Here is a 25974-nt window from a genome sequence, read left to right on the forward strand (position 1 = left end):
AGGAGAAAGCAGACATGTCAACGGTTCTCGCCCGACAAAACAGGCTCAAGATCGTCAGCCTGCTTTCTCCGGCTTATGTTTGGCTGACGGTGGCAATATTTTTGCCGCTGTCGGCGATGTTGTATTTCAGCTTTTTGTCCGATGTGCCTTTTGGCGATGCCGAATGGCACTACACATCTGAAAACTATCAGGCCTTCTTCCAGACCTCGACTTACGCAACGCTGCTGTGGAAATCCATAAAGCTGGGCCTGACTGTAACGGTGATTTCCGTGCTGGTTGGCTTTCCCTGCGCCTATGTTCTGGCCAAGGCGATTAAGGGTAAGTCGCGCGAGGCACTATTCCTTCTAGTCATCCTGCCCTTCTGGTCGAATTCGCTGGTCCGGATATTTTCCTGGGCCATCGTTCTGCGCGGAAATGGAGTGCTAGAGCTCGGCCTCAACGCGATCCTGCCGTTCGAGGTCGATGTGAACCTGATGTTCTCGACCCCTGCGATCGTTATCGGCCTGGTCCACTCTTACCTGCCTTACGTTATCTTGACTTCGTATCTGGCCTTACAGGCCATCGACGACAATCTGATCGATGCCGCGCGGTCAATGGGGGCGAACAAACTGACCATCCTATGGCGTGTCATCCTGCCTTTGTCCCTGCCCGGGCTGCTGGCCGGTGCCGTACTGATTTTTGTACCTGTCGTCGGCTCATTTATGGAGCCACGCATATTAGGTGGTCGTGTCGGAACTTATTTTGGCACCGTGATCGAGGATCAGTTCGTGGCCGTGTTCAATTGGCCCTTAGGGGCTGCCTTGTCCTTTATCCTGCTTGCGGTGGTTTTGGTGATCCTGGCAACCGCCAGCCCGGCGTTGCGGAGGGCACAGACATGAAGAACACCTATCTGGTCTGGGCAGGTAAGGTTTGGCTTGGCCTGATCCTGTTCTTTCTTTACGCCCCGATCATCGTCATGGCGTTCATGTCCTTCAACGCGTCACAGTATTATCAACTGCCCTTTGAGTTTTCGCTGAAATGGTACGAAAAACTGGGCCAGAACACCGAAATTCTGAATGCCGCGACCCGCTCAATTCTGATCGCGCTGGCTACAACAGTGATTGCCACCATCTTGGGCACAGCCGCCTCGCTGGCCCTGTTCCGGTTCGAGTTCCGTGGCAAGCGCTTCCTGCAGGTGATGCTGTTCCCGCCGATCGCGATTCCATGGCTGATCACCGGCACGGCGATGCTGATCTTTTTCTATGGCGTCGGTCTTGGCCGCGGCACACCCTCGGTTCTGATTGGCCATGTCGCCCTGGCCTTGCCTTACGTGATCGTCGTCGTCAGCGCCCGTTTGGCGACATTTGATCCCACACTGGAAGAGGCCGCACGGTCCATGGGCGCCGACAGTTGGACCGTGACCCGCCGCGTCACCCTGCCCTGGATCGCTTCGGGGATCATTGCCGGTGCTCTGTTCGCTTTTGCGGTCAGCTTTGATCAGTTCGTTGTGTCGTACTTCCTCTCCGAGCCCGGAGACAGCACGCTGCCAGTTTTGATCTACACCTCGATCCGCAAAGGCTTCACGCCGGAAATCAATGCAATCTCGACAATCATTATCGTAATCTCGATGGCCGTGATGCTGTTTGCAGCCCGGTTCTCAAATTTCGGAGGAGAACGCTGATGGCCGATGTTTCTGTCCAAAACGTCACCAAAACATTCGGGTCACTCAAAGCTTTGAATGACGTCACCATGCACTTTCCGGATGGTGGTTTTTTTGCCCTGCTCGGCCCGTCAGGCAGCGGTAAGACGACGTTGCTGCGTGCTATTGCCGGGTTAATCTTTGCGGACAGTGGTTCGATCCATATCGGTGATCAGTCGGTCGAGCACATTCCCGTCGAAAAGCGCGACATCGGAATGATGTTCCAGAACTATGCTCTGTTTCCCAATATGACCGTCGCCGACAATGTGGGTTTTGGATTGCGTGTACGCAAAGTAGGTGCAGCCGAGGAACGCCGCCGCGTGGGTGAAGCGCTGGAACTGGTACAGCTTGGGCAACTGGGCGACCGCAAACCTCATCAGTTGTCTGGTGGTCAACGACAGCGCGTGGCATTGGCACGGGCTATTGTCACTAATCCAAAGGTGCTTCTATTGGACGAGCCGCTGTCGGCCTTGGACAAATCCTTGCGCGTCGACATGCAGATAGAATTGAAGCGTATTCAGCGTGAGATTGGCATTACAACGATCTTTGTGACCCATGATCAGGAAGAAGCCCTTACTTTGTCAGACAAGATCGGCATCCTCAGACAGGGAACGATGATACAGGCTGGCCCGCCACGCGAGGTTTATAACAATCCTGTCGACGTGTTTACCGCCGAATTTCTGGGCGAAGCCAATATTCTTACAGGTCAAAGCGGCTTGGCTCTGAATTCTGGCGGTGCGGATATCAAATTACCACGTAGCGCGACACCGCAGTCGACGCTGGCCGTCAGACCCGAGAACATGAGCATATCTATCTCAGAGCCTGACGGCGACGAGATCTCAAAACTCCCCGCCACGCTGGTCCGTCGCATCTTCGCCGGAGCGATGGCGACCTGCGTCCTGAAACACAACGACAACACCTTCAAAGTCATTGCGCGCGATCAGGACATCCCGGATTTGCCCGAAGGTGGCGAAATATGGCTGAGCTGGAAACCTGAGCACACGATTGTCGTTCCAGACGGATCAGTTGGGTTCGACCCCAATTGACACGAACCAGATCAAGATCGAAAACCTTCGTGCATGGCGCTACGACAAACACGGCCTGACGTGCGTTGACCTCGTGATAAACGAAGTGACTGCACGCGACCGGATCAGCCTACTAATTGAATGACGCCTCACTGGGTGGCGAATGCGATTATTAGTCCGACGATCTGGGTTCAAACATCAATCCAACGTACGCGGCACTGGATCTGCGCTGCCACCGGGTTGGAAAACAATTCAAACCAGCTTCAATCAGATTGGTAGAACAACATAGCCTGCCACCTTGTAGGTGCCTGCGCTGCCCACGTGCCCGGGCCAGTGAGCTTGCTCAAACTAAGGGTTCAAACGAGACCGTGACATCTGCGAACAAATCTGCATCCCCCACCTCGAAATACTGTCGAGTGATCGTGCGCTTGACGTATTCGTCATTTTCTTCCAGCCACAATCCGATCCAGGATGAGCGCGCAGAACAGGATCGCCAATCCAGCCAAAATTCCTTGTCCTGCAGCGGCATATTGAAGTGCCTCCAGCACGTCCTCGCCCAAGCCTTTTGCACCGATCAGCGAGGCGACGACCACCATCGCAAGAGACATCAGGATAGTCTGATTCACACCCGCCATGATAGTCTTGTGCGCCAGGGGCAGATCTACCCTCCATAGCAGATACCGGGGCGTCGCTCCGAAGGCTAATGCGGCCTCCCGCACGGTTTCGGGGACTTGCTGCAGGCCAAGAACGGTAAAACGGATCACCGGGGGGCTGCCAAAGATCATTGTAGCGACCACGCCCGCTGGCTTGCCTGATCCGATAAAGGCCACGACCGGGATCAAGTAGACGAAGGACGGCATCGACTGCATGAAATCCAAAATCGGTCGCACGATTGCAAACGCCCGCGGGCGGCGCGCACAATAGATGCCAAGCGGGATACCTAGAGTGATCGAGATTAGCGCCGCCGCGCCCAGCAGGGCAATCGTGGTCATCGCTTTTTCCCAGAAATCCAATAGACCCAGATAGGCCAGCGCTGCACCGGTGAAGATTGCCACGCGCGGTCCGGCAGAGAGATAGGCCAGCATGATAATCACCAGTGCCACGACGGGCCACGGCGTATCGACCAGTACTACCTCAATCCAGTCCAACAGGGTGCGCATCCCATAGGTCAGCCCATCGAAGAAGCCGCGCCCGGCGGTTTTGGTCCATTCAAACACTGCTTGTACGCCATCGCCGACGTTTAAACGCCAGTCCCGGTTGGTTGGGAAAGTTTTGAGTACTGCTAGCGCATCCGGTTGCGCAAACTTGATCATCGACAAGATTACTACCACGGCAGTCAGCGCCGTCGCGACGACTACTCGAGGCAGCGACCAGCCATGCGCTACACTCGGGTCCGAACGCCAGCGCGCGAACTGCCCTTCAAGCGTCCAATTGGCCAACGAGGCGGCCAGGAACTTAAACGCCAGCAGAAGGACGATCCCGATAACCAGATAGGTGAATCCTGTCGAATCCGCCGAACGTGCGGCCTCCTGCGCGCCTGCCAAAGCACCCTCAAGCGATTCCGCGGCGCGCTTCAATGACTCCAAAGTGGTTGAACCGGATTGCTCTGCCGCTGCAATTTGCTGGCGGCGCAGCTCCAATGTCTGCTCAATCTGTTCCGCGCGTTCCCGAAACTCACGGCCCAGATCACCGAACAAGCCCAGACCGATTTGGATAAAGGCAAGCGTTTCCAACACCAAAAACCCAAGGAACCACGACCACAGCCCCCGCGCCCCGAACCATATCGGACCCAAAATTGCAGCAGCTTTGTTCAGCGTAAAGCGGTAGCCGGGCGCCTGCATAATGTAGGCAAAGGTCTTTTGGTAATAGGACTGCCCCTGTCCCACAAAATCTCCGATCAAGCCATTCAGGCGGTCGGCGGTTTCCGGTTGGATCTGTTGTGTATCAACATGTTTCATAGCGGTCCCCCTAGGCTTGACTGTCCTGAATCGCGCGGATCAGACCCGCTCGGTTGATAACACCCACGGTCTTGCCATCCTGAGTGACGGCTACAACTCCATGACCATCAACGCAGAGGTTCATCAGATCGGACAAATCCATGTCCGGATGCGCCTCTTTGGCATCTTCGGGCACTTCGCCGTGATGCGCCTCGAACTCTTCAACCGGTTTCATCACCGCATGGGCGAAGATCATGTTGAGTTTGGAAATCCCTGCCACAAAGTCGGCCACATAGTCATCGGCGGGGTTGAGGATGATCTCTTCCGGCGTACCGATCTGCACAATGCGCCCATCCTTCATGATCGCGATACGATGGCCGATGCGGATCGCTTCATCTAGATCGTGGGTGATGAACATCGTGGTTTTGTTCAGCTTGTGGCTGAGGTCCATGAACTGGTCCTGCAACTGCTTTCGGATCAGCGGGTCGAGGGCCGAGAACGGCTCGTCCATCAGCAATATCTCGGGGTCGGCGGCGATGGCACGGGCCAGACCCACACGTTGCTGCATACCGCCCGACAGCTCATGCGCATATTTGTCTTCCCAACCGTTGAGCTCGACCAGTTCCAGCACCCGGTCCGCTTCTTCCCAGCGGCGCGCCTTGCCGGTGCCTCGGATTTCCAGCGGCATCGCTACGTTGTCGCGGACAGTACGGTGGGGCATCAGGCCGAAGTTCTGGAACACCATCGCGACGCGCCGGTTGCGCAGGTCGCGCAGGCCCTCATCATTCAAGCCCATCACGTCCTCGCCATCCAGATAGATATGGCCGTCAGTGGGTTCCAACAGGCGATTCACATGGCGCACAAGGGTCGACTTGCCCGAACCCGACAAGCCCATGACGCAGAACAACTCACCCCGCTCGATTTCGAAACTTGCATCGGCGACGCCGACAACGCAGTTGAAGCGCTCCAGCACTTCGGCTTTGCTCAGACCTTCGTCGTGGATGGCCTGCAATGCTTCCTGCGACCGCGCACCAAAAACCTTCCAAACGCCTTTTGCGTCGATTGCGATATCCGCTGTCATACTGACCCCACCGCAGTTGAATGAATCGAGCAACGCCCCCGAAATCATTGGGGGCGCACAGGTTTTAGTTGGTGGTCAGACCAAGCCAGCTGTCGACGGTATCGCCATTGGCGGCGATCCACTCGGCCACGATCTCGTCTGTGTCACGCCCTTTGACCACGACCTCGTAAGTCAGGCCGCTTAGCTCACCGGCATCCATGTCGATATTGGCCAGAAAGGACGCCGCTGCAGGGTTGCGCTGCTCAAGCGATTTGGAATGGGCGACGGTCACGGTCTTGACCGGTTCACCGGTGCTGATATGGGACTTGTTGAACCAATCCGCGTCCTGATCGGGCTGCACCATCTTGTAGGTGGTCGCATCATGATCGGGTTCTTCCAGAATTGTCACATCATACAAAGCATGCACGTAATGCGGCGCATAGCAGTAGAACGCCGCACCCTTCTGTTGGTCAACCTGGTCCTTCAAGCGTGAATAGAACACGGTTTCATCCTCGGTCGTTGGTGTCAGGAAGGTCTCGATCCCATAGTCCCGCACCCGCACTTTGAATGTGTTGGTTGAAGCCCAGCCCGAAGCACCAACCCAAACCTCACCCATGCCGTCACCATCCGAGTCGAAGAGCTCTTGCGCCATTGGGGTGGCCAGATCGTAGATCGAGCGGATGTTGTGATCCTCAACCATATAGTTCGGCACGCAGATCCCGGCGCGCCCCTCGTAGCTGCCAGAAGACAGCGCGACGGTGCCCTTCTGATCGACATACTCGTCAGTGAACGAAGACTGGTTCGGCAGCCAGACATCCGGGTGCACGTCGATATCACCACGCCCGCCATCCATCGCTGCAAAGATCACCGCATTGGCGCCAGGCGCATAGCCAACCTCGCCGCCTAGACGTGTTTCGATAACCTGACCAATGACGCGGCTCATAATCTTGGCACCGGGCCAGCTGGGTTCACCGACCATCACTTTGTCCTGCGCGATCGCGGTTGTCGCGCCCAAAGTCAGGGTCAATGCTGCTGTTAGCATTCCTTTTTTCATATTAATTCTCCCGTTTCGTTGAGTTGCATGCGCCATCAGGCGCGCGCCCGCTTGCGTTGCGGGTCTATGAATGGAATGTCCGAGACCGCCGCGCACAGGCGTTTCATCCGTCCGTCGAGCTGTCCGATCTCCAATTGAGTGCCGTTTTCCGCCTGCTCGACCGACAATCGGGCCATCGCAATCGCATGCTCCAGCATCGGTGAACGTATAGCCGAGGTCACCACACCCACCTGCCGTTCTCCCGCGTAGACCGGGGCACCGTGGGCTGGCACGTCATCGCAACCGATCAGCAGCCCTTTGAGCACCCGGCGCGGGTCGCGTGCGTTGCGTTGCAGAGCCGACTTGCCGGTGAAGTCAGACTTGGTCAGATCGACCGCAAAGCCCAATCCAGCCTCGAACGCATCGACGCCCGGTGCGAATTCGGCGTTTGCGGCGGCCAGACCTGCCTCAATCCGGATGATGTCTAGTGCGGCTGAACCCATTGGGGCGATCCCGAACTCTTCGCCGGCTGCCATTACCGCATCCCAGATCGCGACAGCATCGGATTTTGAGCAGAAAACTTCATACCCTGATTCGCCGGTATAGCCCGATCGCGACAGCATGAACGGCGCACCTTCGCGATCGTTCAGCCGTGCGACGGTGACACCGAACCATTTTAGATGATCCAGGCTGGGTACATGCGGTTGGGTAAAAGCGATCTTGCGTAGCAAGTCGCGCGATTTCGGCCCTTGAATAGCCAGGTTTGGCATCGTTCCGCGCAATGCGTGGACCCGCACTTGCAAGCCGCGCGCGTCTGCCAGTTCCTGCAACACCCGCCCGCTTTCCTCGGACCCACAGCACCAACGGAAAATCTCGGGCGCCAGACGGAACAAGGTGCCATCGTCAATGACCGATCCACTTTCGTCGCACATCAGCGTGTAAGATCCACGCCAAACCGGCAGTTTCGCCACGTTTCGAGTGGTGGCCAGTTGCAGCAGCGCCTCGGCATCCGGGCCGACGATGTCGAATTTGCGCAGACCGCTCATGTCCTGCACTGTCACAGCCTCGCGGCAGGCCCAATATTCACCCAAAGTACCATGGGCCGGGTAACTGACCGGTACCCATAGATCACGCGCTGGCGCGAAATGCTGGGTCAGCGGGGCCAGACGGTCATGAAAAGCGGACTCCTGGCTGATCGACATGAGGGCGTCTTCCTTTTCGCGATAGGCAACCGCACGGCGGATCGGTGTTTCAGGGCGATAGATACGTACATGCACATCCGTCGGGTTCCAGCCGTTGATCGGATCAATATCGTCTGGACAGGCGGTCGAGGTGCAGACCAGATCCTCCAACGCTCGCATGGCAACATAATCACCAGGGCGTGAACGGGATTCTTCAGTCAGGATATGATGCGAAGCCGGGTCAACCCACGTGCTCCAGAAGAAGTTGATTGCGGGCCAAGCGGTCCGCTTTTTGACACCGTAGGGCACCAGAGCATTGGTCATGTTGTCGGAACAGTTTAGATGGCCGGGAAAGCCTCTCTCTTCGTAACCACGAGCGGTGCACGCCAGACCGAATGTATCGTGTTGACCACAAGTGTCCTGAACCACATTCAGTAACGGGCGCATATCGCGATCAAAGAATTTATCCAGCAAACCGGGACCGGGAAAAGCCCGTCTAACCATGGACCGAGTGGCAGTGGAGTCGATCATCCATTCCTCGCCACGGTCCAGGCCATCAGCCCGCAACGCCATGAAATCGGAACATTGCTGGCCTTCAACATCGATGATTTGAACGAATTCGCCAGCTTTTAGCGCATACGCCATGGCGCTGCCGCGAGGGACGGTGAATTCGTCTCGTGTATCACCCAGCAAAGGCGGCAATCGCACATCACGTTTGGCTGCGGGTTTGTGCAGAACCGTCACATTTCCGGCGCCTGACCCTTCGATTAGCCCGGCAACTCCGACGGGTCGGATCAACCAGACTGTCATCGTCTGACTGGCACGTATAATCACTGGCTCGGATGATTGATCAAATCTGTAACAGGGAACCCGCTGATCCCCATCCCGCGCTGCTATCCAACCCGAGAACTGGGCACTGTCAAAACCGTCCCATTCAACTAACCCGGTTTGGCTCAGCCCAAGTGCCGCAAGCATCGGCTGCCCACCCTCTGCCAAAGCAGCAAGATCCAATGGCTGCATTGAACCAGCCCCTTCTACTGACAGCAAATCTCCGGGGTTGATCGACAGATTCACCGCCTCGCGCGGACACAGGACATGCGTGCGTGTGTCAGAGGTGTTTGAGAAGCCCGGGAACCGACGACCGGGGCCGTCGTGCCCGGTGTTAGTAAAAGTATGTAATACCGTAGATCCGTGCATGGCGCAGCCAGATTCCCAAAATGTAACTAGTTACAGAGCTTGATGAAACCAGTTACATATGTCAACTCTTTACTTATAAATCGGCAAGACGGGCCCTAAAATCAGTGACGCAGAAAACCCCCGAGCCTAAAAAACGCTCAAATCTCAGAGATGTAGCAAAAGCAGCGGGCGTGTCTGTCGCAACGGTGTCCAGGGTGCTTAATGAACCGACCGTGGTAAAAAAGGAAACGCTCGAAAAAGTTCAGACCGCGATTGCCGAGCTAAAATTCGTTCCTAGCGCGGCTGCCAGGGCAATCAATTCTGGTCGCACCCGCTTTGTTGGGGCTTTGGTCCCTACGCTGGACAATGCGATCTTTGCCCGATTCCTTGCTGCTCTGGAGCGTAAGCTATCAGACCATCAGTTGTCTCTGATCGTTGCGACAACCGAGGCGAGCCTAGAGATTGAAGCCGAGAAAGCCAAAAGCCTGCTGGATATCGGGGCAGAAGGGCTGATCATCACTGGCATTACGCACAGCCCGGCGTTTCACGAACTGATCGGACGGGCGTCGTTGCCAACGATCGTCACGTCTTTCTTTAATCCGGAAAATCCGCTGCCGACCATCGGGTATGATAACGCGGCTGCGGCGCAACTTGCCCTAAAACACCTTGTTGAACTCGGACACCGAGACATTGCGGTCGTGCATGGCCCCGTTAACGATAATGACCGTACCCGAGCGCGCCTAACCGGCCTCAAAGCCTTTCCCTTTGACGGAAAGCTCTCAACCTTCGAGACCGAGATCAGCCATCAGGGCGGCGCAGACGCTGCAAAACACTTGGGCAATCTAAGCACCAGGCCAACGGCAATTCTATGTCTATCCGATGTCGTCGCCCTGGGGGTTTTGCTTGGTCTTCAGGTGCAAAATATCATCGTCCCGGACCAAATTTCCATGGTCGGGGTTGACGATCTTCCAACTTCGTCTGTGACCGTTCCGCCACTGACAAGCGTACATTTACCGGTCTCTCAAATGGGTGAACGCGCAGCGGACGCGCTTGCCAACTGGATCACATCTCATCAGGCGCCCAAATCCGAAGAGCTGTTTACACAACTCGTTGTTCGCAACTCAACAAAACGTTGTTGAGGCAAGTGGTCCAGACCAGACATTGGCCGACGCGTTCGACATCGGGCTTCAGTGTCCCGAAAGCAACCGTTGGAAGGATGCAATTACTGCCGGCACGTACGCAACTAAATGCGCTCCTTGTTGTCTTTCGGATGTGCCATTTTACCCGCGTTTGTGGCCGCCCATTCATGCATGGCCTGCAACAAAGGGACCAAGCTTTGCCCCAATGATGTCAGACTGTATTCCACATGTGGAGGGATAGTCCGAAAGTCCTTGCGGGACACAAAGCCAGCATCCTGCAGCTCAACAAGTTGTCGGGTAAGCGTGCGGTGGGTGATGCTACCGAGGTTGCGCTGAAGCTGATTAAACCGTGAGGTTTCCTGCGCCAGCCAATAGATGATCAAGAGTTTCCACTTACCCGAGATCGCCTCGATCAGTGGCTCAATCAGACAGTTTTCATCTGGTTCGAGCGTTGCCATAGCGGTATCCTATATGACCGTACTTGTCGTTTTGATCTTGTATTTTTAACTACGCCTCAGACTTACGGAACGCAACGAGGAAGAAGATGACCCAGAAGAAAGTCGTGATTGTCGGCGGTGGATATGTTGGCTTTGAGGTCGCCAAAGCATTGGATGGATTCGCTGATGTTACGCTGATCGAGCAGCGCGAAGCCTTTGTGCAGCCGCCAGCGACCATTCGTGCACTTTTGCAGCCCGAATTGTTGGATCAGATCATTCTGCCCTATGATCGTTTGCTGATGCGCGGACGCGTCATTCGCGGTCGGGCCTCAAGGGTTACACAATCCGAAATTACGTTAGAAGACGGAACCATCTATACCGCCGATTACATCGTCCTGGCGACAGGTTCGTCCTATGCCGCGCCTTTCAAGCCCGAAGGGAACAGCATTAAGGATTTTCGCGAGGCGAGTGCTGAGGTTAGTTTGCAATTGGCGTCAGCAAAGTCGGTTGTCATCATCGGAGCAGGTGCGGTCGGCACCGAGTTGGCAGGGGAAATCGCCGCAGCTCAACCCGACAAGGACATAACATTGGTTTCTTCAGATAACACTTTGTTTCCAATGTACCCGGCAAAGTTGGGCGCGCAGTTGAAACGCAAGCTGGAACGCGCAGGCGTGAACATCGTTCTGGGCCAAAGAGCGGAAAACTTGCTACGCTTGGACAGACCCTATGCCGGGTCGGTCAAATTGACCGATGGCCGGGTGATTAGTGCTGATCTGGTGTTTCCTGTGATCGGATCCAGGCCAAATACGGCTTTGGCGCAAACGCTTTCCGGGGTCGCCACGGCACCTTCTGGCCGGATACAAACCGACAAATGGTTACGTCCTTCCAAGCACCCGAACGTCTTCATCGCAGGGGACATTGCCGATATCGGTGACGGTATGACCATTGTGGCAATATCCCGACAGAATCCGTGGCTAATCAAAACCTTGAAACAAGCACTGAAAGGCCAGGCGATCGAGGATCTAAAGCCATATGTGCCATGGAAAAAAGCCCCGATCTTACTGCCCCTTGGTCCCAAAATCGGGAACAGCTGGCTATTTGCGACTGTTGGCGATTGGGTCACGCGCCAAATGAAGGGAAAAGACCTTTTTATTTCGAAGTATCGCAAGGCATTCGGGCGATAGGATGGGCTGAATGCCCCACAATTCACCTCCCGACAAGAGACTGCCAGGACATAAACTGATGACACGTGTCGACCTTCCGAAATTTCCAACCAGTCACGGGTATATGAGTGAGCGCGTTCAGCAGGCATATATCACAGCTGCGATCGAAAATGGACTGCTGCCCGCTGACGCCCAACGCATGGCAGAGGTTGTTTCGCTAACTGCACCGGGCGACATCTCAAAGCCGATTCAGTTCTGGCAGCTATTCTCTGTCCTGGGACAAGATGCAATTGTTGGCGTAATCACCAGATTCTATGAACGCGTGTTTGCCGATGAGCCCTGGTTCACATCCGTCTTCGAAAGGGTTGGGGGATTGCACCACCATGTTGCGACCCAGGCCTCCATGTGGATCGATGTCATGGGGGGTGGTCCCTATTACCACGGCGCTGAGTTCCGGTTGAACTTTCATCACGCGCATAACGCTATGGCACTGATGAATGACAAGGGGGCAGAAAGATGGGCCACCCTGATGCGACAGACGTTGGATGCCTCTGCGGACCTGCTCACAGATGATCCACGCGTGCGGATCAGCCTCAACACGTTCCTGTCATACTTCATGACAAAATACGCCGAAGAATTCGCTTTCCAAGATCGGCACATTTTTGGTGAAACGAACGGACAGCTAAAGCGCCGGATAAACTTCCTGAGAATGACGACCGCAGCAATCGAAAATTTGAGCACGCAAGAGCTAAGCGACGCGCTGGCTGAGCACGGTGTGGACGTGTCCCAATATCCGGACAAACAGGCACTTGTTGAAAAAGCGTTGATGATGTGACACCTGCAATCCAATCCAGACACCATATCACCCAGCCGAAACAGCTGGCAGCATAACAATCACTTATGTTGAAGCTGCCAGATCGGTTCCGATGATTGTCCCTTGTGCCGTGCAGAAACCGCGCCGCTTGGCAAGAGCCGCTATTTAGCTTGGCTTGAAATTTGATCCGGAAGAAAACATGCGCTCCGAACCAAACAGGCTACAGGTCAGGTCATTTTCTTTAGTATCCACGCACAGGGTTCACGATATTGACCAATCTCTCGCCGCGTATCCAGCGATCCAGGTTCTGAATAAACAGCTCAAAAGAAGCCTGTTCCCATTCGGCATAAACCGATGAACAATGCGGTGAGATGACCACGTTCTCAAGAGCCCAGAGCGGGCTTGTTTCAGGAAGAGGCTCGGTTTCGAACACGTCCAGTACCGCCGCCGCCACATGACCTGCACTCAGTGCTACGTGAAGGGCAGCTTGATCCACTACACCGCCGCGTGAAACATCCGCGAGGATGACGCCTTGCTTCATCGCCGCAATCTCTCGCGCACCGATCAAGCCACGTGTCGCTGGAATTAGTGGGGTCGAGACTGCAATGAAATCCGCAAATGGCAGAAGGTCATGCAGTTCATCCGCTGCGTGCACCTCATCGACATTTTTCATCGGCTTGGGGCGGGCACGGGTTCCCAGGACTTTCATTCCAAAGGCCTTGGCGCGCGCCGCCACCGCCTGACCGGTATGACCCAGCCCGATGATCAGGAGTGTTTTGCCCGCTAACGGCCTGACCGTACGCGCGTTCCAGTGCCGCGCAGCCTTGTCTTTCTGCAGACCAGGCACATCCAGGGTAAAATGCAAAAACCCGCCAAAGATATATTCCGCCATCATCCCAGCGGCCACACCTGCAGCATTGGTCACGATAGTCCTTTGAGGGTCCCACTGGCCGAAATGATCAGTACCCGCCCCACCATTGGCAATCCAACTTGGGCCTTGCGGGCCAAACAGCGCGTCGCGCGGATAGCCAGGCGTGCCCGCGAAACGAACCGAATAGACGACCTCGGGCTTATAGCTGTCGATCAGCGTAGGAAGACCCTCATAGCTGTTGCATTCACGATAATCTGCTTTTGGGAATGCGGCGCACAAGCTTTCGGCAAGCGGTGCCGTGTCGCTGTTGTGCAGAATGATACGCGGGGTGTCAGACATGGTTTTCCTCCACGAGAGCACGGACATGCTGTTCCAATTCACTAAATTTGGTCTCAGGCCGCATCAACCGCCCTGGCATCTTTCGCGGTGCCGCGAGTGGCAAAGGCACAATCCACAGTGACTCGCCCTGCCATCACACCTGTTGCAGCGGCTACCATGCGAACCGTGTCGATCAGCAGCGCTACGCCCAAGTTGAGAGCACCTCGCAGCGTGTCCTGGCATGCGAGCGAGAACTCAGCGACCCGGTCAAAACTCATAGCCGCTCTCTTTCCAAAAGCTGACCGAACCCCGGCAAGGCTTCGCCGATTCCAGCAAGCTGCATCGCACGGAAAGCCATTGCTTGATTAGACGTGATTACTGGCTTGCCCACTGCTTGCTCTAAATGGGCGATGATCTCGACGCTGCGCATGTCAGTGCAAGACAGCACAATCGCATCGGCCTCGGGATGGTTGGCGGCAAGGCCCAGATCGAACACCGCCTGTGGGTCCAGTTCGCCCTGTCCGTAGTTGTCCAAATCACTGTCCACCTCTGAGCGGATCAAAGTTTCAACACCCATTTGTGCCAGAAATTCGACGGCCATGTCATTGATCGCGGGCACATAGGGCGAGGCAAAGCCGATACGCACCACCCCCAGTGTGGTCAGCGCGTGTACCAAAGCGCCTGCTGCTGTCACAGTTTGGGCGCCACTCGTGGCTTTGATCCGTTCAGCAAGCCCTCGGTCAAATACCGGGCCGTGCGTAAGCGTAGCCGAGGTACAGCCATAAAGGATCACATCCGGACGTACACCCTGCAACAGATGCAGCGACTCGTCCAAATCCGCTGCGCCCAGCCCGTGCATCTGGTCTGCATCGGGGACCTTGTCCTGATCATAGCCCCCCATACGGGCGAAATGCATCGACACGCCATCGGGGCGCAACAGTGTCATGTCGGGTTCGAGATTTGTATTGGTGAAAGGCACCAGAACACCAAATCGGGCACGCCCACGAGAATTCGTCATGATAATCCCTCCTTTACCAGGCGCTCCAGAAGGCTCGCTGCAATTTCGATTTGATCCGCGACACTGATGGTTACACGTAGGCAATCGGCAAGCCCAGCTCCGGCTTGCGGGCGCAAAAACACGCCCTCTGCGCGAAGGGCATGATCGGCGTGGTGCGCCGCTTCAGGGCTTTCCAAATGGATCAGGACGAAATTGGTAAAACTTTCAGGCACGTTTAGCCCGGCCTGAAGCAGCCGTTGGCGCAATCCGTCGCGCAATCTCGCCGTTTCCCGACAGGTTTCGCGCATGTAGCCTTGATCCAAGAGCGCAGCTTTTGCAGCCGCCTGGCCGGCTATCGTGATGTTGTTGGGGTTCATCACCTTGCGAAGCTCTCGGGCGATTTCAAGTGGAAACAAGCCCCAACCTACGCGCATCCCGGCCAGACCATACGCCTTAGAGAAGGTACGCAGAACCACCGTATCGCCGCGTTCGACCAGATCGAACACGGGCTCTCTTATATGATCTGTGAACTCGGCATATGCTTCGTCGACCACCAGTAGGGTATCGCGCGGCAAGCCTTCGCGCAGACGTACCAGTTCGGCGCGCGGGATGCGGGTGCCAGTAGGATTGCCGGGATTGGCAACGAAGACGATACGGGTGTCGTCCCGGATAGCTGCAAGCAACGCATCGACTGAAACGCGCTTGTCTTCTTCCGGAGCGTCGTCATAGCGCGCTCGTGCTATCTGCGCGGCAGTTCGGAAAAACGGGTAGGCATGCGCTGGGGCCAGTACCGAATTGTGCTCATCCGCAAAAGCTTGTGTGATGCATGAAATCAGCTCCATCGATCCACAGCCACACAGGATGCCGTTAGCAGGGATACCATGGAGCCTCGACAACGCTGCGCGAAGCTCCCCCCAGTCTGGGTCGGGGTAGAGATTTCCGGCTTCCAGCGCTTTTGCGGCCGCGTCAATCGCGAGGGGACTGGGAGGGCGTAGGCTTTCATTTTGAGAGAGCGAAATCAGGGGCTTCCCCTTCGGTGCATCAAGCTGAGCCAGCGCATAAGGTGACATCGCGGATATATGCCCAACCGAACGGATCATGGTTTGTACCCATAGATATCGCGCGCAGCTTCTTGACTGATCAGTCCTTCGTCCAGATCGCGGCGAACATCGTTCCGACTACGCTCATGCGGATCTCCAAAACCGCCACCACCCGGTGTTTCGAAAAGCAAGGTTTCTCCTGCCTTCACCCGAACCTCACCTTTTCCAGGCAGATCTGGTCCGTCATGGCCGATGCGGATGCGCCCCGGTGCGCCAGGACCCCCTCCCTGACGCCCGCGCGCAGGGTTTAAGACACGCTCGACCGAAAGAAACACCATGAATTCTTCGTCCTGCGACGAGCGTACTTCGATATGTTGACCTAAGCCGCCGCGTGTTCGCCCGGGTCCGCCGCTGTCCGGAATGAGCTCGCGCCGTGTGATCAGGACAGGCGCGACCGCTTCGGTCGTTTCCACCTGACTTCCCCAGACACCCGACGGAAAGGCGGTAGCCGAGAGCCCATCCAGATCAGGCCGCGCCCCGGTTCCACCGCTGAAAACAAGCTCCAGCGCAAACTGCTCATCCCCGCGAGACACCGCCTCGGGTGTATGGCGCAGCGGCAGGTCATACATGCATGATGCCCCCTCGGCCGGGACAGAATCCGGCAGCGCCTGCGACAGGCAGCCATAGACCAAATCGGGTGTCATCTGCCCCAGTGTATGGCGCATGGCGACCGGTGCGGGTGCTTGGGCGTTCAGAATACAGTTCTTTGGCCCCGTAACGTGGAATGGCTCAAGCGAGCCCGCATTGTTGGGAATGTCCGACCCGATAATACAGCGAAGGGCAAACACCGAATAAGCGGTGGCGTAATTGAGCGGCACGTTGATACCCTTATTTGACAGGCCGGAAGTGCCGCTGAAATCCAGATTAACGTAATCTTCACCGATGGTCAGGGTCGCATGAAGATCAATCTCCTGCTCATACCCGTCTACCTTCAGCACAGTGCGCCACGTCCCTTCGGGAAGTTCGGCAATGGCCTCAACGGTGCCACGATATGAAGTATCGATGATGTAGTCGGCTAGTTCGTCCAGATGGTCGATACCGAACTCATCCATCATGCCGGCAAGTCGCGCGGCACCAGTCTCGCAACACGCGATCAGCGCATAGATATCGCCTTCATTGGCGACGGGTTCGCGAGAGTTGGCTTTGACTATCTCCATCAGAAGTGTGTTTAGATTGCCCGTATCCACTAGCTTACAAGGTGGGATGAGCAGCCCCTCGTCAAAGATGTCAGCGCCCTCTGGCCCCATTCCCAGCCCGCCCAGATCGACTAAATGCGAGGTGCAGGAGGTAAACCCGACCACCTGATCCCGAAAAAACACCGGCATCATCAACAGGAAATCGTTCAGGTGCCCAGAGGCTATCCACGGATCATTCGTTAAGTAAATGTCGCCGGGCCTCATATCCTGAAGCTGAAAGCGGCCGCGCAGTGCTTTGACTGCTTCAGCCATGGTGTTGATATGGCCTGGCGTGCCGGTCACGGCCTGGGCCAGCATTCGGCCCTGTAGATCGAATATGCCAGCGGAAATGTCACCGCATTCGCGCACGATGGGGCTGAAAGCTGCGCGTATCAGCGCCTGACCCTGCTCCTCTACCACGGCCAATAGCCGATTCCACATGACCTGCAGGCGAGTATTCGACGTGCTCATCGGTTGCCCTCCCGTTTGCGTATGAGCCAAATGTTACTGCCGCCATCCAAATGGGCTGAGAAATCTACACTGACGAATGTCGTGGTCTGCGGCTCGACAATCAGGGCAGGCCCGCTCACTTGGTCGCCGGGCCTGAGCGCTGCGCGCTCGTGGATCTCCGCCTCGCGCCACTCACCGGTGACATCACACAGGATGCGCCGCAGCCAATCTGGCCGCGCAGGCTTTTTCTCAAGCGTCTCGGGGTAATGCTCCAGCGCGGGTGGCTCTGACGTGACCTCCAGCGCCCAATTCAGAACTTCGATAGTCATGCCTGGCACTGCGCGGCTGAATTGGCGGCTGTATTCCTCCTCGAACGTCTTGCGAAGCGCAGGAATATCCGCCTCTTTCAAAGCCCGGTCAGGTAGCGTGATTTCAATCTCATGCCCTTGCCCATGATAGCGCATGAAAGCCTGCCTTTGCCGGGTTAGTCGCCCTTCTGGTGCGCCAGCCCTCACAACGGCCTCAGCCTCACTGATCATTGCGTCGAAGAAGGCATTAAGCCCCTCAAAGTCGAGCGCCTCAAGGGTGCTATAGCGCGAGCGGATGATTTCAAACGAGACCGGAGCAAATAGGAACCCCACCGCCGAACCTACCCCTGGATCACGCGGGATCAGAATGCGATCGACTTGTGCACGCCGCGCCACCCTTGTGGCGTGCAGGGGGCCATTGCCACCAAATGCGATCATCAACCGAGCGCCCAGATCCTTGCCAGATTCCACCGCATGCATCCGCCCTGCGGCAGCCATGTTCTCATCCACGATCTCGCTGACCCCATGGGCGACCTGTGCGCTGTTTAGCTCCAGCGCCTGCCCGATCCCCGATGCAAGCGCAGTTTCAGCCGCGTCCGTATCGATCCCAAGCCGTCCCTCAGCAAAACGCCCGGGTTCAATCAGCCCCTGCACCACATCGGCATCTGTTACCGTCGGATTGGTTCCACCCTTGGCAAAGGCGGCGGGTCCGGGCTCGGATCCCGCACTTTCGGGCCCGACCTGCAAGCGGCCTAACCGATCCACATGCGCGATCGAACCGCCACCTGCTCCAATCTCGATCATTTCGATCACCGGAATGCGTACAGGCATACCTGAACCCTTGATGAAACGCGCCGCACGCGCGATTTCGAATTTTCGGGCTGTCTGCGGGCGATATTGGTCGATCAGGCACAGCTTGGCAGTCGTACCGCCCATGTCGAAACTCAGCACTTCGCGCTCGCCGGTCTCGGCGGCGATGCGCGCAGCCAGAATGGCGCCCCCTGCAGGACCGGATTCTACAAGTCGGATCGGCAGGCGCGCGGCGGTTTGCATCGTGGTCATACCCCCACCCGCAGTCATCATCAGGATCGGGCATTGCAACCCCTCATCGCTAAACCGCGCTTGGAAATCGGCCAGGTAGCTTTCCATCTGAGGCTGGATATAAGCGTTGGCTATGGTAGTTGAGAGCCGGTCGAACTCGCGCGCCTCGGGGCTGACCTCGTGCGATAGCGAAATCGTTAGATCGGGTAGCGCCGCCAGCAGAAGTTCTCGCAGTCGCAACTCATGTGTCGGGTTGGCATAGGCATGCATAAGGCAAATGGCCACGGCCTCAGCGCCGCAAGTAGAGAGCTTTTCAGCCAGTCGGGAAACAGCCTCTTCATCGAATGGCTGCAACTCCTGCCCGCGCGCTTCCATTCGGCCTTTAATCGTAAAGGCGCGCGCGCGCGGCACGATCAGATCAGGTTTAACAAGATTGATCTCATATTGGTTGTAGCGGCGCTCATAGGCGATCTCGAGAATGTCACGAAACCCTTCGCTCGTCACAGTCGCCACAACTGCTCCGCGGCGCTCGATCAACGCATTGGTGGCCAGTGTCGTGCCATGGATAAAGCCGCTGATCTGAGGCCAGTCCGCCCCGGTTTTATCCAACACGTACTTAGCACCCGCAAGCGCCCCAAGTGTCGGGTTTTTCGGGGTGGTCGGTGTTTTGGCAGTGGCAAGGATATGACCTTGCTCATCGACCAAAACCGTATCGGTAAATGTACCGCCAATATCAACGGCAAGGCGCAACGCGTTCTTGTTGTGCATCTAGAAAAACCAGAAAATCAGGAGAGGCAAAAGAGATGAGGATGCCCGGTCTAGCAAAAGCCAAATCGGTTCATGACCAGCGTCAGTTTAGACGACCAGATCACAGCCGGTTTCCCGGCGTCCCAGTTTTGCAATCATGATTTGCGCCATGTTTGGCCGCTCTTGCTCTTTTCCTTGCCCAAAACGCTGCCCGAGCACAGGACTTGCTGTCAACAAAAATGTGGACATGTCCTGCAAGCATGCGGGTGCTGTCAGACGAATTTGAACCAGTCTCAGCTAGGCCAGTAGAGCTGTCCATTGAAAAACGCGAAGATCGCGCGATCTGGATGAACGGCCGTGCGCGTCAATTTGAGTACACCCCCAGTTGGCTAGCGATCTTTCCTAATTGATGTAGTTCTAGACAAAGGAATGAACGGCAGCGAACTTCTGTCGATTTTGCATGCGCCTGAAACGCTGCATCGCGCGTTCGCGTCGCCGGAACGGCAGGTGCGAGTTCTCAACCCGGTTATTGAGCCACCTGCCCGTCTGCTGTTTTTCGGTAGCACCAAGCTCTCTGAGAGCAGCCCGATACGATGCGAAGCGATCCGTGATTACGGTTTTCGCTTTTCCGTGACGCTTCATCAGTTTCCTGAGAAATTTCAGTGCTCTAGCTTTATTTTTGCGTTTGGTGACAACGGCTTCCAGCACCTCACCTCGTGATCAACAGCCCGCCAAATATAATGCCGCTTGCCATTTAGCTTCACGAAAACCTCGTCCACATGCCACGTCCATTTGGAGAAGGCGCGCAGCTGCTGAACACGCTTCCGCCGTATCTCAGCAGCAAACATCGGGCCAAACCATTTCCACCAATATCGGACAGTTTCGTGGCTCACGTCGACGCCTCGCTCGTGCAGCAGATCTTCGACATTCCGAAGCGAGAGCGGGAAACGGATGTACAGCAACACTGCAAGGCGGATAATCTCGGGACTGGTTTTAAAGTATTTGAAAGAGGCTGGTCTGGTCATGGGCAAAAGCTACGCAACCACCCTGCCCCGCTCAAGCAAAGTTCTTCTGACAAGACCCGGGCTAGTATGAGACCTCAGCCTCCGCCTTCGGCAACATCAGGCTGACCTTTCCTTCGCTGAAGTTACCAAACGACAGATCCCAGCTCGTCCCAGGCCATACCAGTTGCAATTGCTTTGTTGCTGGTCGGTAGACAGCAGTATAGAGCGTTCCGAACCCCGAGCTGAATGCCGTGGAATAGAGAGGCGGACGCAGGAAAGCGTCGATGAACCGCTTTTCGCTTTCGGGGTGCTGGTTGAGACGGTTCAGCAGGAACCGTTCCCGCTCAAGCGTAGCGGTAAAGCGTGCATGTTTCGACCATTCCACCTGGCCCTGGTGGTTGGTCGCCACCGGCACGTCAGAGATTTGCGGATGCCGGTCGGGGGCCAGAAACACCGTGCCATGATTGTACTTTGCGTCCAATACGGTGACGTTATAGCTCATGTGACAGGGAATACGACTTAGGCATTCAATCGCTTCAGCGGTTGTTTCGCAGGTTTGCAGAACATAGCGCAGGATCAGTGGAACGCCGAACCCATCACCCACCTCGCGCCGTCCGCCAAACGTCAGCGACACCGTCAGACCGGCATCGTTTATACCGTCGAGCAGGCCAAGTACGCCATCACTCATCCCGATCACGCCACGCTCACCCCAGCGGGTTCTAAGCAAGGCGGCATCGAAGGTCTTGGGGTGGTAATCATAGTTTCGCACCAGAATAGGTGTCTTGCCGCGCCAGACCGCCTGACTGCACCCCGACAGGTATTTCGGCGGGCAGTAAAAGCTGAGAAACCGAGCTTGGCTGTCGCTGCCGCCGACCAGTTCAACTACCTCTTCATACAGCGGCATGATCTCGGGCATATGTTTTTGCAGGGCGCGCAGGCACTCACGATAGGTGGGGCGGGCCGAATACCCCTCTTGCGCCCACCATTTGCGGTAGGCAGGCCAGTACTCGGCAAACAGCCCGGCCAGCTTGGGACCGGGCTGCGCCTCGTCGATGGAACGAAAAACAAGCGTCATAGGACTTTCTACATGATTTTGAACGCGGGGTCTTCCATCGGTTGCGCCGCGGGCAGAGGTTCAGCCGTATAAGCCGAAGTGATCCCATGGATCCACTTTTTCGACTTGTCAGTCAGTTTGAAACCTTTGGTCATCGACCGCCCGCGCGTCACCAGAATGCCCAGATCAGCCCCTTCATAGCGGTAATCACCAACATTCGAGATGCGCAGGAAAAACGCCTCATTCTCGCCCACAGCGCGGCGGTGATAGTCGAACCGGTCAAACACCACACGCCCGTCTTCCAGCATCTTGTAGATCCCCGATTGCGGGGCCTGCGTGATGCGGTCGACACTGTCATCGGTATGTTTGATCACCATCTGTGACCAACTGTCGATCATGTCCGGGTCAGCCCAGCGGGCATTCAGTTCCTCGACATCCAGTTCGAACGGTTTCTTCGAAAACTCCAGCAGGTGGAACAGGAACAGTGGCGCATCGGCATGAGCAAAGGCTGCGTGGTTGGTCATCGAACTGGCTCCGGTGATGCGGGGGTTCAATTCGCCTAGCCAAAGCTCGTCGGTTTTCTTGTCGATCAGGAAGTCGAGCTCGAAATACCCGCGATAACCGGATTTGCGCAGTTCTTCCCCGAACTGGAAGGTCAACTGCCGCGCCTGTTCGCGGGCCTTGGGTGGGAAGGCGGTCGAGAAAATCTCATTCCCGCACCAGCCGCCGCGATAGGGGGTGAGTTCCTTAAAGCCCACAAGCTCGGTCATCAGCGGGCCGACGATGGTGCCTTCGGACGTCGCGCAGGCCTCGATCGCCGCACCACGACAATCGATCCGTTTCATGATCTTGATCTCGCCTTCCCCGACGATCTCGTGCTCATGCTTTTTGAAATCGGTCTCGGACTTGATGAAAAAAGTCGTGTGGCCACTGTCGCCAAAGGCCGATTGCAGCACCAGATCGTGGCCCAGACCCGCCTTGTCGCAGATTTTCTGCAGGTGATCGTAGCTTTTGACCACACTCAGGGTGTTTGGCACCGAAGGTACACCCGCCTTATTGCCGATGCGAACTGTTTCGATCTTGTTGTCGCATTTGGTGCGCAGCTTTGCCTTAGGAAACCATAGCTGGCCACCCAACTCCTTAACCAGCGCCTCGGTGGTTTCGTCAAACATCAAGAAGACAAACTTGGGCTTGCCGCCGCGCCGTTTGATCAGATCAATGACCTCTTTGTGCTGCAACAGATAGTTATTGATGTCTTCGATCGACTGGAATTCGTCATGCGGCATCTCGGAAGGCACGAACACGTTCGGGTGTCGACCGTCGAAGCAATCCATGTAGCAGATATAGGTAAAGTTCATCACCCATTCATCCAGCCCCAACAAGTTGAAATTGGTCGCCGATACAAAATAGATCGGGTCCTTGTTGGTATGAAAATACCGGCGGATTTCCGAGATGTTTTTCAGCACCTTCTTTGGCATATGGTCCTCCCAGTCCCTTATGATTTCTTGATTGTTTTCAAAGCGTCTTCGGTAAATATGCGCAGGCCCAGATCGGCGCGGAATCCATGGATTTCCGAGACGTCCAGTTCCTGCATGAATTTAAGGATTTCAGGACTGATCACCTGCCCCGGCACAAGAATGGGAAAGCCCGGCGGATAAGGGATCACAAATGTGGCCGAGACCATCTCTTCCCCTGTTTCAAGCCGGTCCAACATGTCTTTGTCGGGCTCGACATAGTCGCAGTTGTCTTCGTCATAAGACAAGAAAAACGCTGTGCGAATGTCGCCTGCCTCAGTGCCTTTTTCACAGCGGAACGCATCGTGGAACCGGCTGAAATCGGGCAGCGGTGGGACGTGTTCGCTCAGGTTTCTGACGCGCTTTTCAAAGGCGCGCTTTTCCATCTTGGACGCATCGTCCATCAGATCGTCCAGTTCCTTGGCGATCTCGACCAGCACTTCGATCAGATAGGCGACCGAGCTGCGCGTGGTGCCGATATTGGTCATGAACAGCACAGTGTTGCGCGAGGTCTTGTTGATCTGGATGCCGTATTTGTCCATCAGGATCTTGGTCTTGAACGTATCGCCATCCCAGCCGGTCGCGCCCACATGCAGGGTGATCCGCGTCGCATCGAGAACGAATTCATCCTTAGCCCAGCAATCCCAGACATCGGCCCAGCCCTGATCGGGATCGAAATAGCTGGTCATGCCGCTTTCGCGGTACTGTTCGGGGATCATGTCGCCTGCGGTGACCAGCCGGAAGTATTTCTTGAGCAATGGATGCGTCGTCACCGCCCGGCGGATTGCCATGGCGCTTTCGACCTGCCGCTGGACGAACTCATACCCTTCGATCTCGACCTGCCTGCGGCCCACGTCCAGCGATGCAATAATCTGGTAGTTGGGCGAGGTCGAGGTGTGGGTCATGTAAGCCTCATGAAAGGCTTCTTCGACAGCACCTTTGAACTGTTGGTCGTTGACGTGGATCATCGAGCCCTGCCGCAGCGCGGTCAGCGTTTTATGCGTTGATTGCGTGGCATAGACCCGCACCCGTGCGTCCGGTGGTGCGATCAGGCGCGTATCGAGCCACGCGTCATCTCCCTTGCCCTCCAGTTCCTTTTGCTGTGCCGCATAGGCCTCGGTGTGTTCGGTGGTGCGGAACTCTTCTCGCAGAATATTGGCCGAACGCATCGCGGTGCGTACGCGGGTATTGGGCGCAAAGCGGGCGTAACCAAACCACGCCTCATCCCACAGGAACACAAGGTCTTTCTTGATCGCCAGACATTCCTGCATCACCCGCTGGACGTTATAGACGATGCCGTCAAAGGTGCAGTTGGTCAGCAGCACCATGCGCACCCGGTCCAGTTTGCCTTCAGCGCGCAGGGCCAGCAGTTTATGTTTGATTTCACGGATCGGTACCGCACCGTACATCGAGTAATCGTGCAGCGGATAGCTGTCCATGTAGACCACGCTCGCCCCCGCCAGCACCATACCGTAATGGTGTGATTTATGGCAGTCACGGTCGACCAGCACGATGTCACCGGGCCGGACCAGCGCCTGCACCACGATCTTGTTGCAGGTCGATGTTCCGTTGGTGGCAAAGAAGGTCTGTTTAGATCCAAATGCGCGAGCGGCGGCTTCTTGCGCCTCCTTTATCGGACCTTTGGGTTCCAGCAGCGAATCCAGCCCACCCGAGGTGGCAGAAGTTTCAGCCATGAAGATGTTCGATCCGTAGAACGCCCCCATGTCCTGAATCCAATGGCTGCGGCTGATGGATTTACCCCGGCTAATTGGCATTGCGTGAAACACGCCTGTGGGCTGTTTGGAATATTCCTTGAGCGCTGTGAAGAACGGCGTCTTGTACCTTCGTTGCACCCCCCGCAGGATGTTCAGGTGCAGTTCCAGAAAGTCTTCCTGATTGTAGAACACCCGCCGGCACAGGCCGAGATCAAGACCGGCGATATCTTCCGCCGAGCGGTCGGTGATCAAATAGGCATCCAGCTCGGGACGAAGCATGCCGATCCGGCGACAGGTTTCAGGACCGTATTCCGAGGGTGACAGCGCATCAAGATCGGCGCCCTCGCCATAGAGACTGATATAGCGACCCAAAACATTGGTTTCGTTCTTGGATTTCAGGCTCAGGCCCGGGCGGACGATCACAGCCTGAACGTTCTGGTTGAACAGAACCCCGATCAACGCGTCCTCGACACTAGGAACCACGACGGTTTCATATATGAACTGGTCTTCGCTGCGGCGCATCCGTTGCAGGCTGGATTGCAGGAACCGTTCTTGATGCTCGTTGACATTATCGACGATCATCACTTCGAAGTAAGGCCGACCCAGTGCACGGGCTTCGTGGCTTTGGGCCGCTTCGTCCTCGAACTCATCCCCTTCGGTTTCATCCGCGATCAGGGGGATCGAGCGGCGACGATACGCCCCCGATGTAAGCGCACGCGACACCCGGCGCACGGCGGTTGAAAAATCGCCAAAGTTGCCATGATCCAACAACCGGCGCAGATAATCGAATGCAGAACCGCCCGGAAACGCAAAATACACTTCGATCGGGGCCAGCGCCTGCAACAATTGCCGTGCCCGGTCTCGATCCTTGTCGCTCGCACTCTGATCCAGAGATTCGGCCGTTTCCCGCAGCGCGCTCCATCGGTCTGCTCTCAGCTGTGAGGCGCTGTAGTAGTCCGAGATAGTGTGGAGCTTTTCGCTATCGGAAATGCCGTGCATGAAATTTTTCCTTTCTGCCGATACCGAAAAGTTGGGCT

The 25974-nt window shown here is 56.2% G+C and carries 20 protein-coding genes and 1 pseudogene; 6 read left to right on the forward strand and 15 right to left on the reverse strand.

The features are described 5' to 3' along the window. Positions 1-14: 14 nt before the first annotated feature. The 3 genes from ACR3EJ_RS16485 to ACR3EJ_RS16495 are packed head-to-tail and all read left to right on the forward strand — an operon-like array spanning position 15 to position 2724. The gene (locus tag ACR3EJ_RS16485; protein ID WP_170703596.1) at positions 15-878 is read left to right on the forward strand and encodes an ABC transporter permease; all 864 of its coding nucleotides are present in this window, start codon (positions 15-17) and stop codon (positions 876-878) included. After that, on the forward strand, positions 875-1660 hold the full coding sequence (locus ACR3EJ_RS16490) for an ABC transporter permease (protein WP_170477118.1): 786 nt from the start codon (positions 875-877) through the stop codon (positions 1658-1660). The genes ACR3EJ_RS16485 and ACR3EJ_RS16490 overlap by 4 nt, the downstream gene beginning before the upstream one ends. Then, on the forward strand, positions 1660-2724 hold the full coding sequence (locus ACR3EJ_RS16495) for an ABC transporter ATP-binding protein (protein WP_170543524.1): 1065 nt from the start codon (positions 1660-1662) through the stop codon (positions 2722-2724). The genes ACR3EJ_RS16490 and ACR3EJ_RS16495 overlap by 1 nt, the downstream gene beginning before the upstream one ends. A 419-nt stretch (positions 2725-3143) precedes the next feature. Here the strand turns inward: ACR3EJ_RS16495 and ACR3EJ_RS16500 are convergent, their stop codons facing one another. From ACR3EJ_RS16500 to ACR3EJ_RS16515, 4 genes are all read right to left on the reverse strand, one after another. Beyond that, positions 3144-4661, reverse strand: a complete 1518-nt coding sequence (locus ACR3EJ_RS16500; RefSeq protein ID WP_170703597.1) for an ABC transporter permease — start codon at positions 4659-4661, stop codon at positions 3144-3146. Between the two features lie 10 nt (positions 4662-4671). Further along, the gene (locus ACR3EJ_RS16505) at positions 4672-5721 is read right to left on the reverse strand and encodes a quaternary amine ABC transporter ATP-binding protein (protein ID WP_170543520.1); all 1050 of its coding nucleotides are present in this window, start codon (positions 5719-5721) and stop codon (positions 4672-4674) included. Positions 5722-5785: 64 nt separating this feature from the next. Beyond that, the gene (locus ACR3EJ_RS16510) at positions 5786-6754 is read right to left on the reverse strand and encodes an ABC transporter substrate-binding protein (RefSeq protein WP_170543518.1); all 969 of its coding nucleotides are present in this window, start codon (positions 6752-6754) and stop codon (positions 5786-5788) included. A 35-nt stretch (positions 6755-6789) separates the two neighbouring features. Next, positions 6790-9111, reverse strand: a complete 2322-nt coding sequence (locus ACR3EJ_RS16515) for a DUF1989 domain-containing protein (RefSeq protein ID WP_170543516.1) — start codon at positions 9109-9111, stop codon at positions 6790-6792. Between the two features lie 104 nt (positions 9112-9215). Here ACR3EJ_RS16515 and ACR3EJ_RS16520 point away from each other — a divergent pair, with 104 nt between their 5' ends. After that, a complete protein-coding gene (locus ACR3EJ_RS16520) occupies positions 9216-10229 on the forward strand; it encodes a LacI family DNA-binding transcriptional regulator (protein ID WP_170543514.1) in 1014 nt (337 codons plus the stop codon). A 104-nt stretch (positions 10230-10333) separates the two neighbouring features. On the opposite strand, the gene ACR3EJ_RS16525 is transcribed toward ACR3EJ_RS16520, so the two are convergent. Next, positions 10334-10687, reverse strand: a complete 354-nt coding sequence (locus tag ACR3EJ_RS16525; RefSeq protein ID WP_170543512.1) for a winged helix-turn-helix transcriptional regulator — start codon at positions 10685-10687, stop codon at positions 10334-10336. Positions 10688-10728: 41 nt separating this feature from the next. Here ACR3EJ_RS16525 and ACR3EJ_RS16530 point away from each other — a divergent pair, with 41 nt between their 5' ends. Both ACR3EJ_RS16530 and ACR3EJ_RS16535 read left to right on the forward strand, forming a co-directional pair. After that, positions 10729-11850, forward strand: coding sequence for an NAD(P)/FAD-dependent oxidoreductase (locus ACR3EJ_RS16530; protein WP_480423357.1), 1122 nt, complete (start codon positions 10729-10731; stop codon positions 11848-11850). Positions 11851-11908: 58 nt separating this feature from the next. Next, on the forward strand, positions 11909-12664 hold the full coding sequence (locus tag ACR3EJ_RS16535; RefSeq protein WP_170543508.1) for a globin domain-containing protein: 756 nt from the start codon (positions 11909-11911) through the stop codon (positions 12662-12664). Positions 12665-12884: 220 nt separating this feature from the next. Here ACR3EJ_RS16535 and ACR3EJ_RS16540 read toward each other — a convergent pair whose 3' ends face one another. The 10 genes and pseudogenes from ACR3EJ_RS16540 to ACR3EJ_RS16585 form a co-directional block, all read right to left on the reverse strand. Then, the gene (locus ACR3EJ_RS16540) at positions 12885-13853 is read right to left on the reverse strand and encodes a D-2-hydroxyacid dehydrogenase (protein ID WP_170543507.1); all 969 of its coding nucleotides are present in this window, start codon (positions 13851-13853) and stop codon (positions 12885-12887) included. Positions 13854-13906: 53 nt separating this feature from the next. Further along, positions 13907-14110, reverse strand: coding sequence for a hypothetical protein (locus ACR3EJ_RS16545; protein ID WP_170543505.1), 204 nt, complete (start codon positions 14108-14110; stop codon positions 13907-13909). Then, entirely contained in the window at positions 14107-14850 is a 744-nt protein-coding gene (locus ACR3EJ_RS16550; RefSeq protein WP_170543503.1) for an aspartate racemase/maleate isomerase family protein, read from the reverse strand. The genes ACR3EJ_RS16545 and ACR3EJ_RS16550 overlap by 4 nt, the downstream gene beginning before the upstream one ends. Next, a complete protein-coding gene (locus ACR3EJ_RS16555) occupies positions 14847-15929 on the reverse strand; it encodes an aminotransferase class I/II-fold pyridoxal phosphate-dependent enzyme (RefSeq protein WP_170543501.1) in 1083 nt (360 codons plus the stop codon). The genes ACR3EJ_RS16550 and ACR3EJ_RS16555 overlap by 4 nt, the downstream gene beginning before the upstream one ends. Further along, a complete protein-coding gene (locus ACR3EJ_RS16560) occupies positions 15926-17575 on the reverse strand; it encodes a hydantoinase B/oxoprolinase family protein (protein WP_170543499.1) in 1650 nt (549 codons plus the stop codon). Before ACR3EJ_RS16560 ends, ACR3EJ_RS16555 begins: the two co-directional genes overlap by 4 nt. Further along, entirely contained in the window at positions 17572-19671 is a 2100-nt protein-coding gene (locus ACR3EJ_RS16565) for a hydantoinase/oxoprolinase family protein (RefSeq protein WP_170543498.1), read from the reverse strand. The genes ACR3EJ_RS16560 and ACR3EJ_RS16565 overlap by 4 nt, the downstream gene beginning before the upstream one ends. 399 nt (positions 19672-20070) lie before the next feature. Continuing rightward, a pseudogene (locus ACR3EJ_RS16570) lies at positions 20071-20675 on the reverse strand (IS6 family transposase); the annotation flags it as partial. A gap of 61 nt (positions 20676-20736) precedes the next feature. Further along, a complete protein-coding gene (locus ACR3EJ_RS16575) occupies positions 20737-21729 on the reverse strand; it encodes a C45 family autoproteolytic acyltransferase/hydrolase (RefSeq protein ID WP_170543496.1) in 993 nt (330 codons plus the stop codon). 8 nt (positions 21730-21737) lie between these two features. Beyond that, positions 21738-23186, reverse strand: a complete 1449-nt coding sequence (locus ACR3EJ_RS16580) for a biotin carboxylase (protein ID WP_170543494.1) — start codon at positions 23184-23186, stop codon at positions 21738-21740. A 17-nt stretch (positions 23187-23203) separates the two neighbouring features. Continuing rightward, positions 23204-25936, reverse strand: a complete 2733-nt coding sequence (locus tag ACR3EJ_RS16585; RefSeq protein WP_170543492.1) for an aminotransferase class I/II-fold pyridoxal phosphate-dependent enzyme — start codon at positions 25934-25936, stop codon at positions 23204-23206. Positions 25937-25974 lie beyond the last annotated feature (38 nt).

It is taken from the genome of Ruegeria sp. AB11 (assembly GCF_056536325.1).

Coding starts and splice junctions, on each gene's coding strand:
- ACR3EJ_RS16505 (WP_170543520.1), bottom strand. CDS start 5,721: ATGACAGCGGATATCGCAATCGACGCAAAAGGCGTTTGGAAGGTTTTT.
- ACR3EJ_RS16560 (WP_170543499.1), bottom strand. CDS start 17,575: ATGAGCACGTCGAATACTCGCCTGCAGGTCATGTGGAATCGGCTATTG.
- ACR3EJ_RS16500 (WP_170703597.1), bottom strand. CDS start 4,661: ATGAAACATGTTGATACACAACAGATCCAACCGGAAACCGCCGACCGC.
- ACR3EJ_RS16535 (WP_170543508.1), top strand. CDS start 11,909: ATGACACGTGTCGACCTTCCGAAATTTCCAACCAGTCACGGGTATATG.
- ACR3EJ_RS16490 (WP_170477118.1), top strand. CDS start 875: ATGAAGAACACCTATCTGGTCTGGGCAGGTAAGGTTTGGCTTGGCCTG.
- ACR3EJ_RS16540 (WP_170543507.1), bottom strand. CDS start 13,853: ATGTCTGACACCCCGCGTATCATTCTGCACAACAGCGACACGGCACCG.
- ACR3EJ_RS16485 (WP_170703596.1), top strand. CDS start 15: ATGTCAACGGTTCTCGCCCGACAAAACAGGCTCAAGATCGTCAGCCTG.
- ACR3EJ_RS16575 (WP_170543496.1), bottom strand. CDS start 21,729: ATGACGCTTGTTTTTCGTTCCATCGACGAGGCGCAGCCCGGTCCCAAG.
- ACR3EJ_RS16550 (WP_170543503.1), bottom strand. CDS start 14,850: ATGACGAATTCTCGTGGGCGTGCCCGATTTGGTGTTCTGGTGCCTTTC.
- ACR3EJ_RS16510 (WP_170543518.1), bottom strand. CDS start 6,754: ATGAAAAAAGGAATGCTAACAGCAGCATTGACCCTGACTTTGGGCGCG.
- ACR3EJ_RS16525 (WP_170543512.1), bottom strand. CDS start 10,687: ATGGCAACGCTCGAACCAGATGAAAACTGTCTGATTGAGCCACTGATC.
- ACR3EJ_RS16545 (WP_170543505.1), bottom strand. CDS start 14,110: ATGAGTTTTGACCGGGTCGCTGAGTTCTCGCTCGCATGCCAGGACACG.
- ACR3EJ_RS16495 (WP_170543524.1), top strand. CDS start 1,660: ATGGCCGATGTTTCTGTCCAAAACGTCACCAAAACATTCGGGTCACTC.
- ACR3EJ_RS16565 (WP_170543498.1), bottom strand. CDS start 19,671: ATGCACAACAAGAACGCGTTGCGCCTTGCCGTTGATATTGGCGGTACA.
- ACR3EJ_RS16585 (WP_170543492.1), bottom strand. CDS start 25,936: ATGCACGGCATTTCCGATAGCGAAAAGCTCCACACTATCTCGGACTAC.
- ACR3EJ_RS16555 (WP_170543501.1), bottom strand. CDS start 15,929: ATGATCCGTTCGGTTGGGCATATATCCGCGATGTCACCTTATGCGCTG.
- ACR3EJ_RS16515 (WP_170543516.1), bottom strand. CDS start 9,111: ATGCACGGATCTACGGTATTACATACTTTTACTAACACCGGGCACGAC.
- ACR3EJ_RS16580 (WP_170543494.1), bottom strand. CDS start 23,186: ATGCCAAAGAAGGTGCTGAAAAACATCTCGGAAATCCGCCGGTATTTT.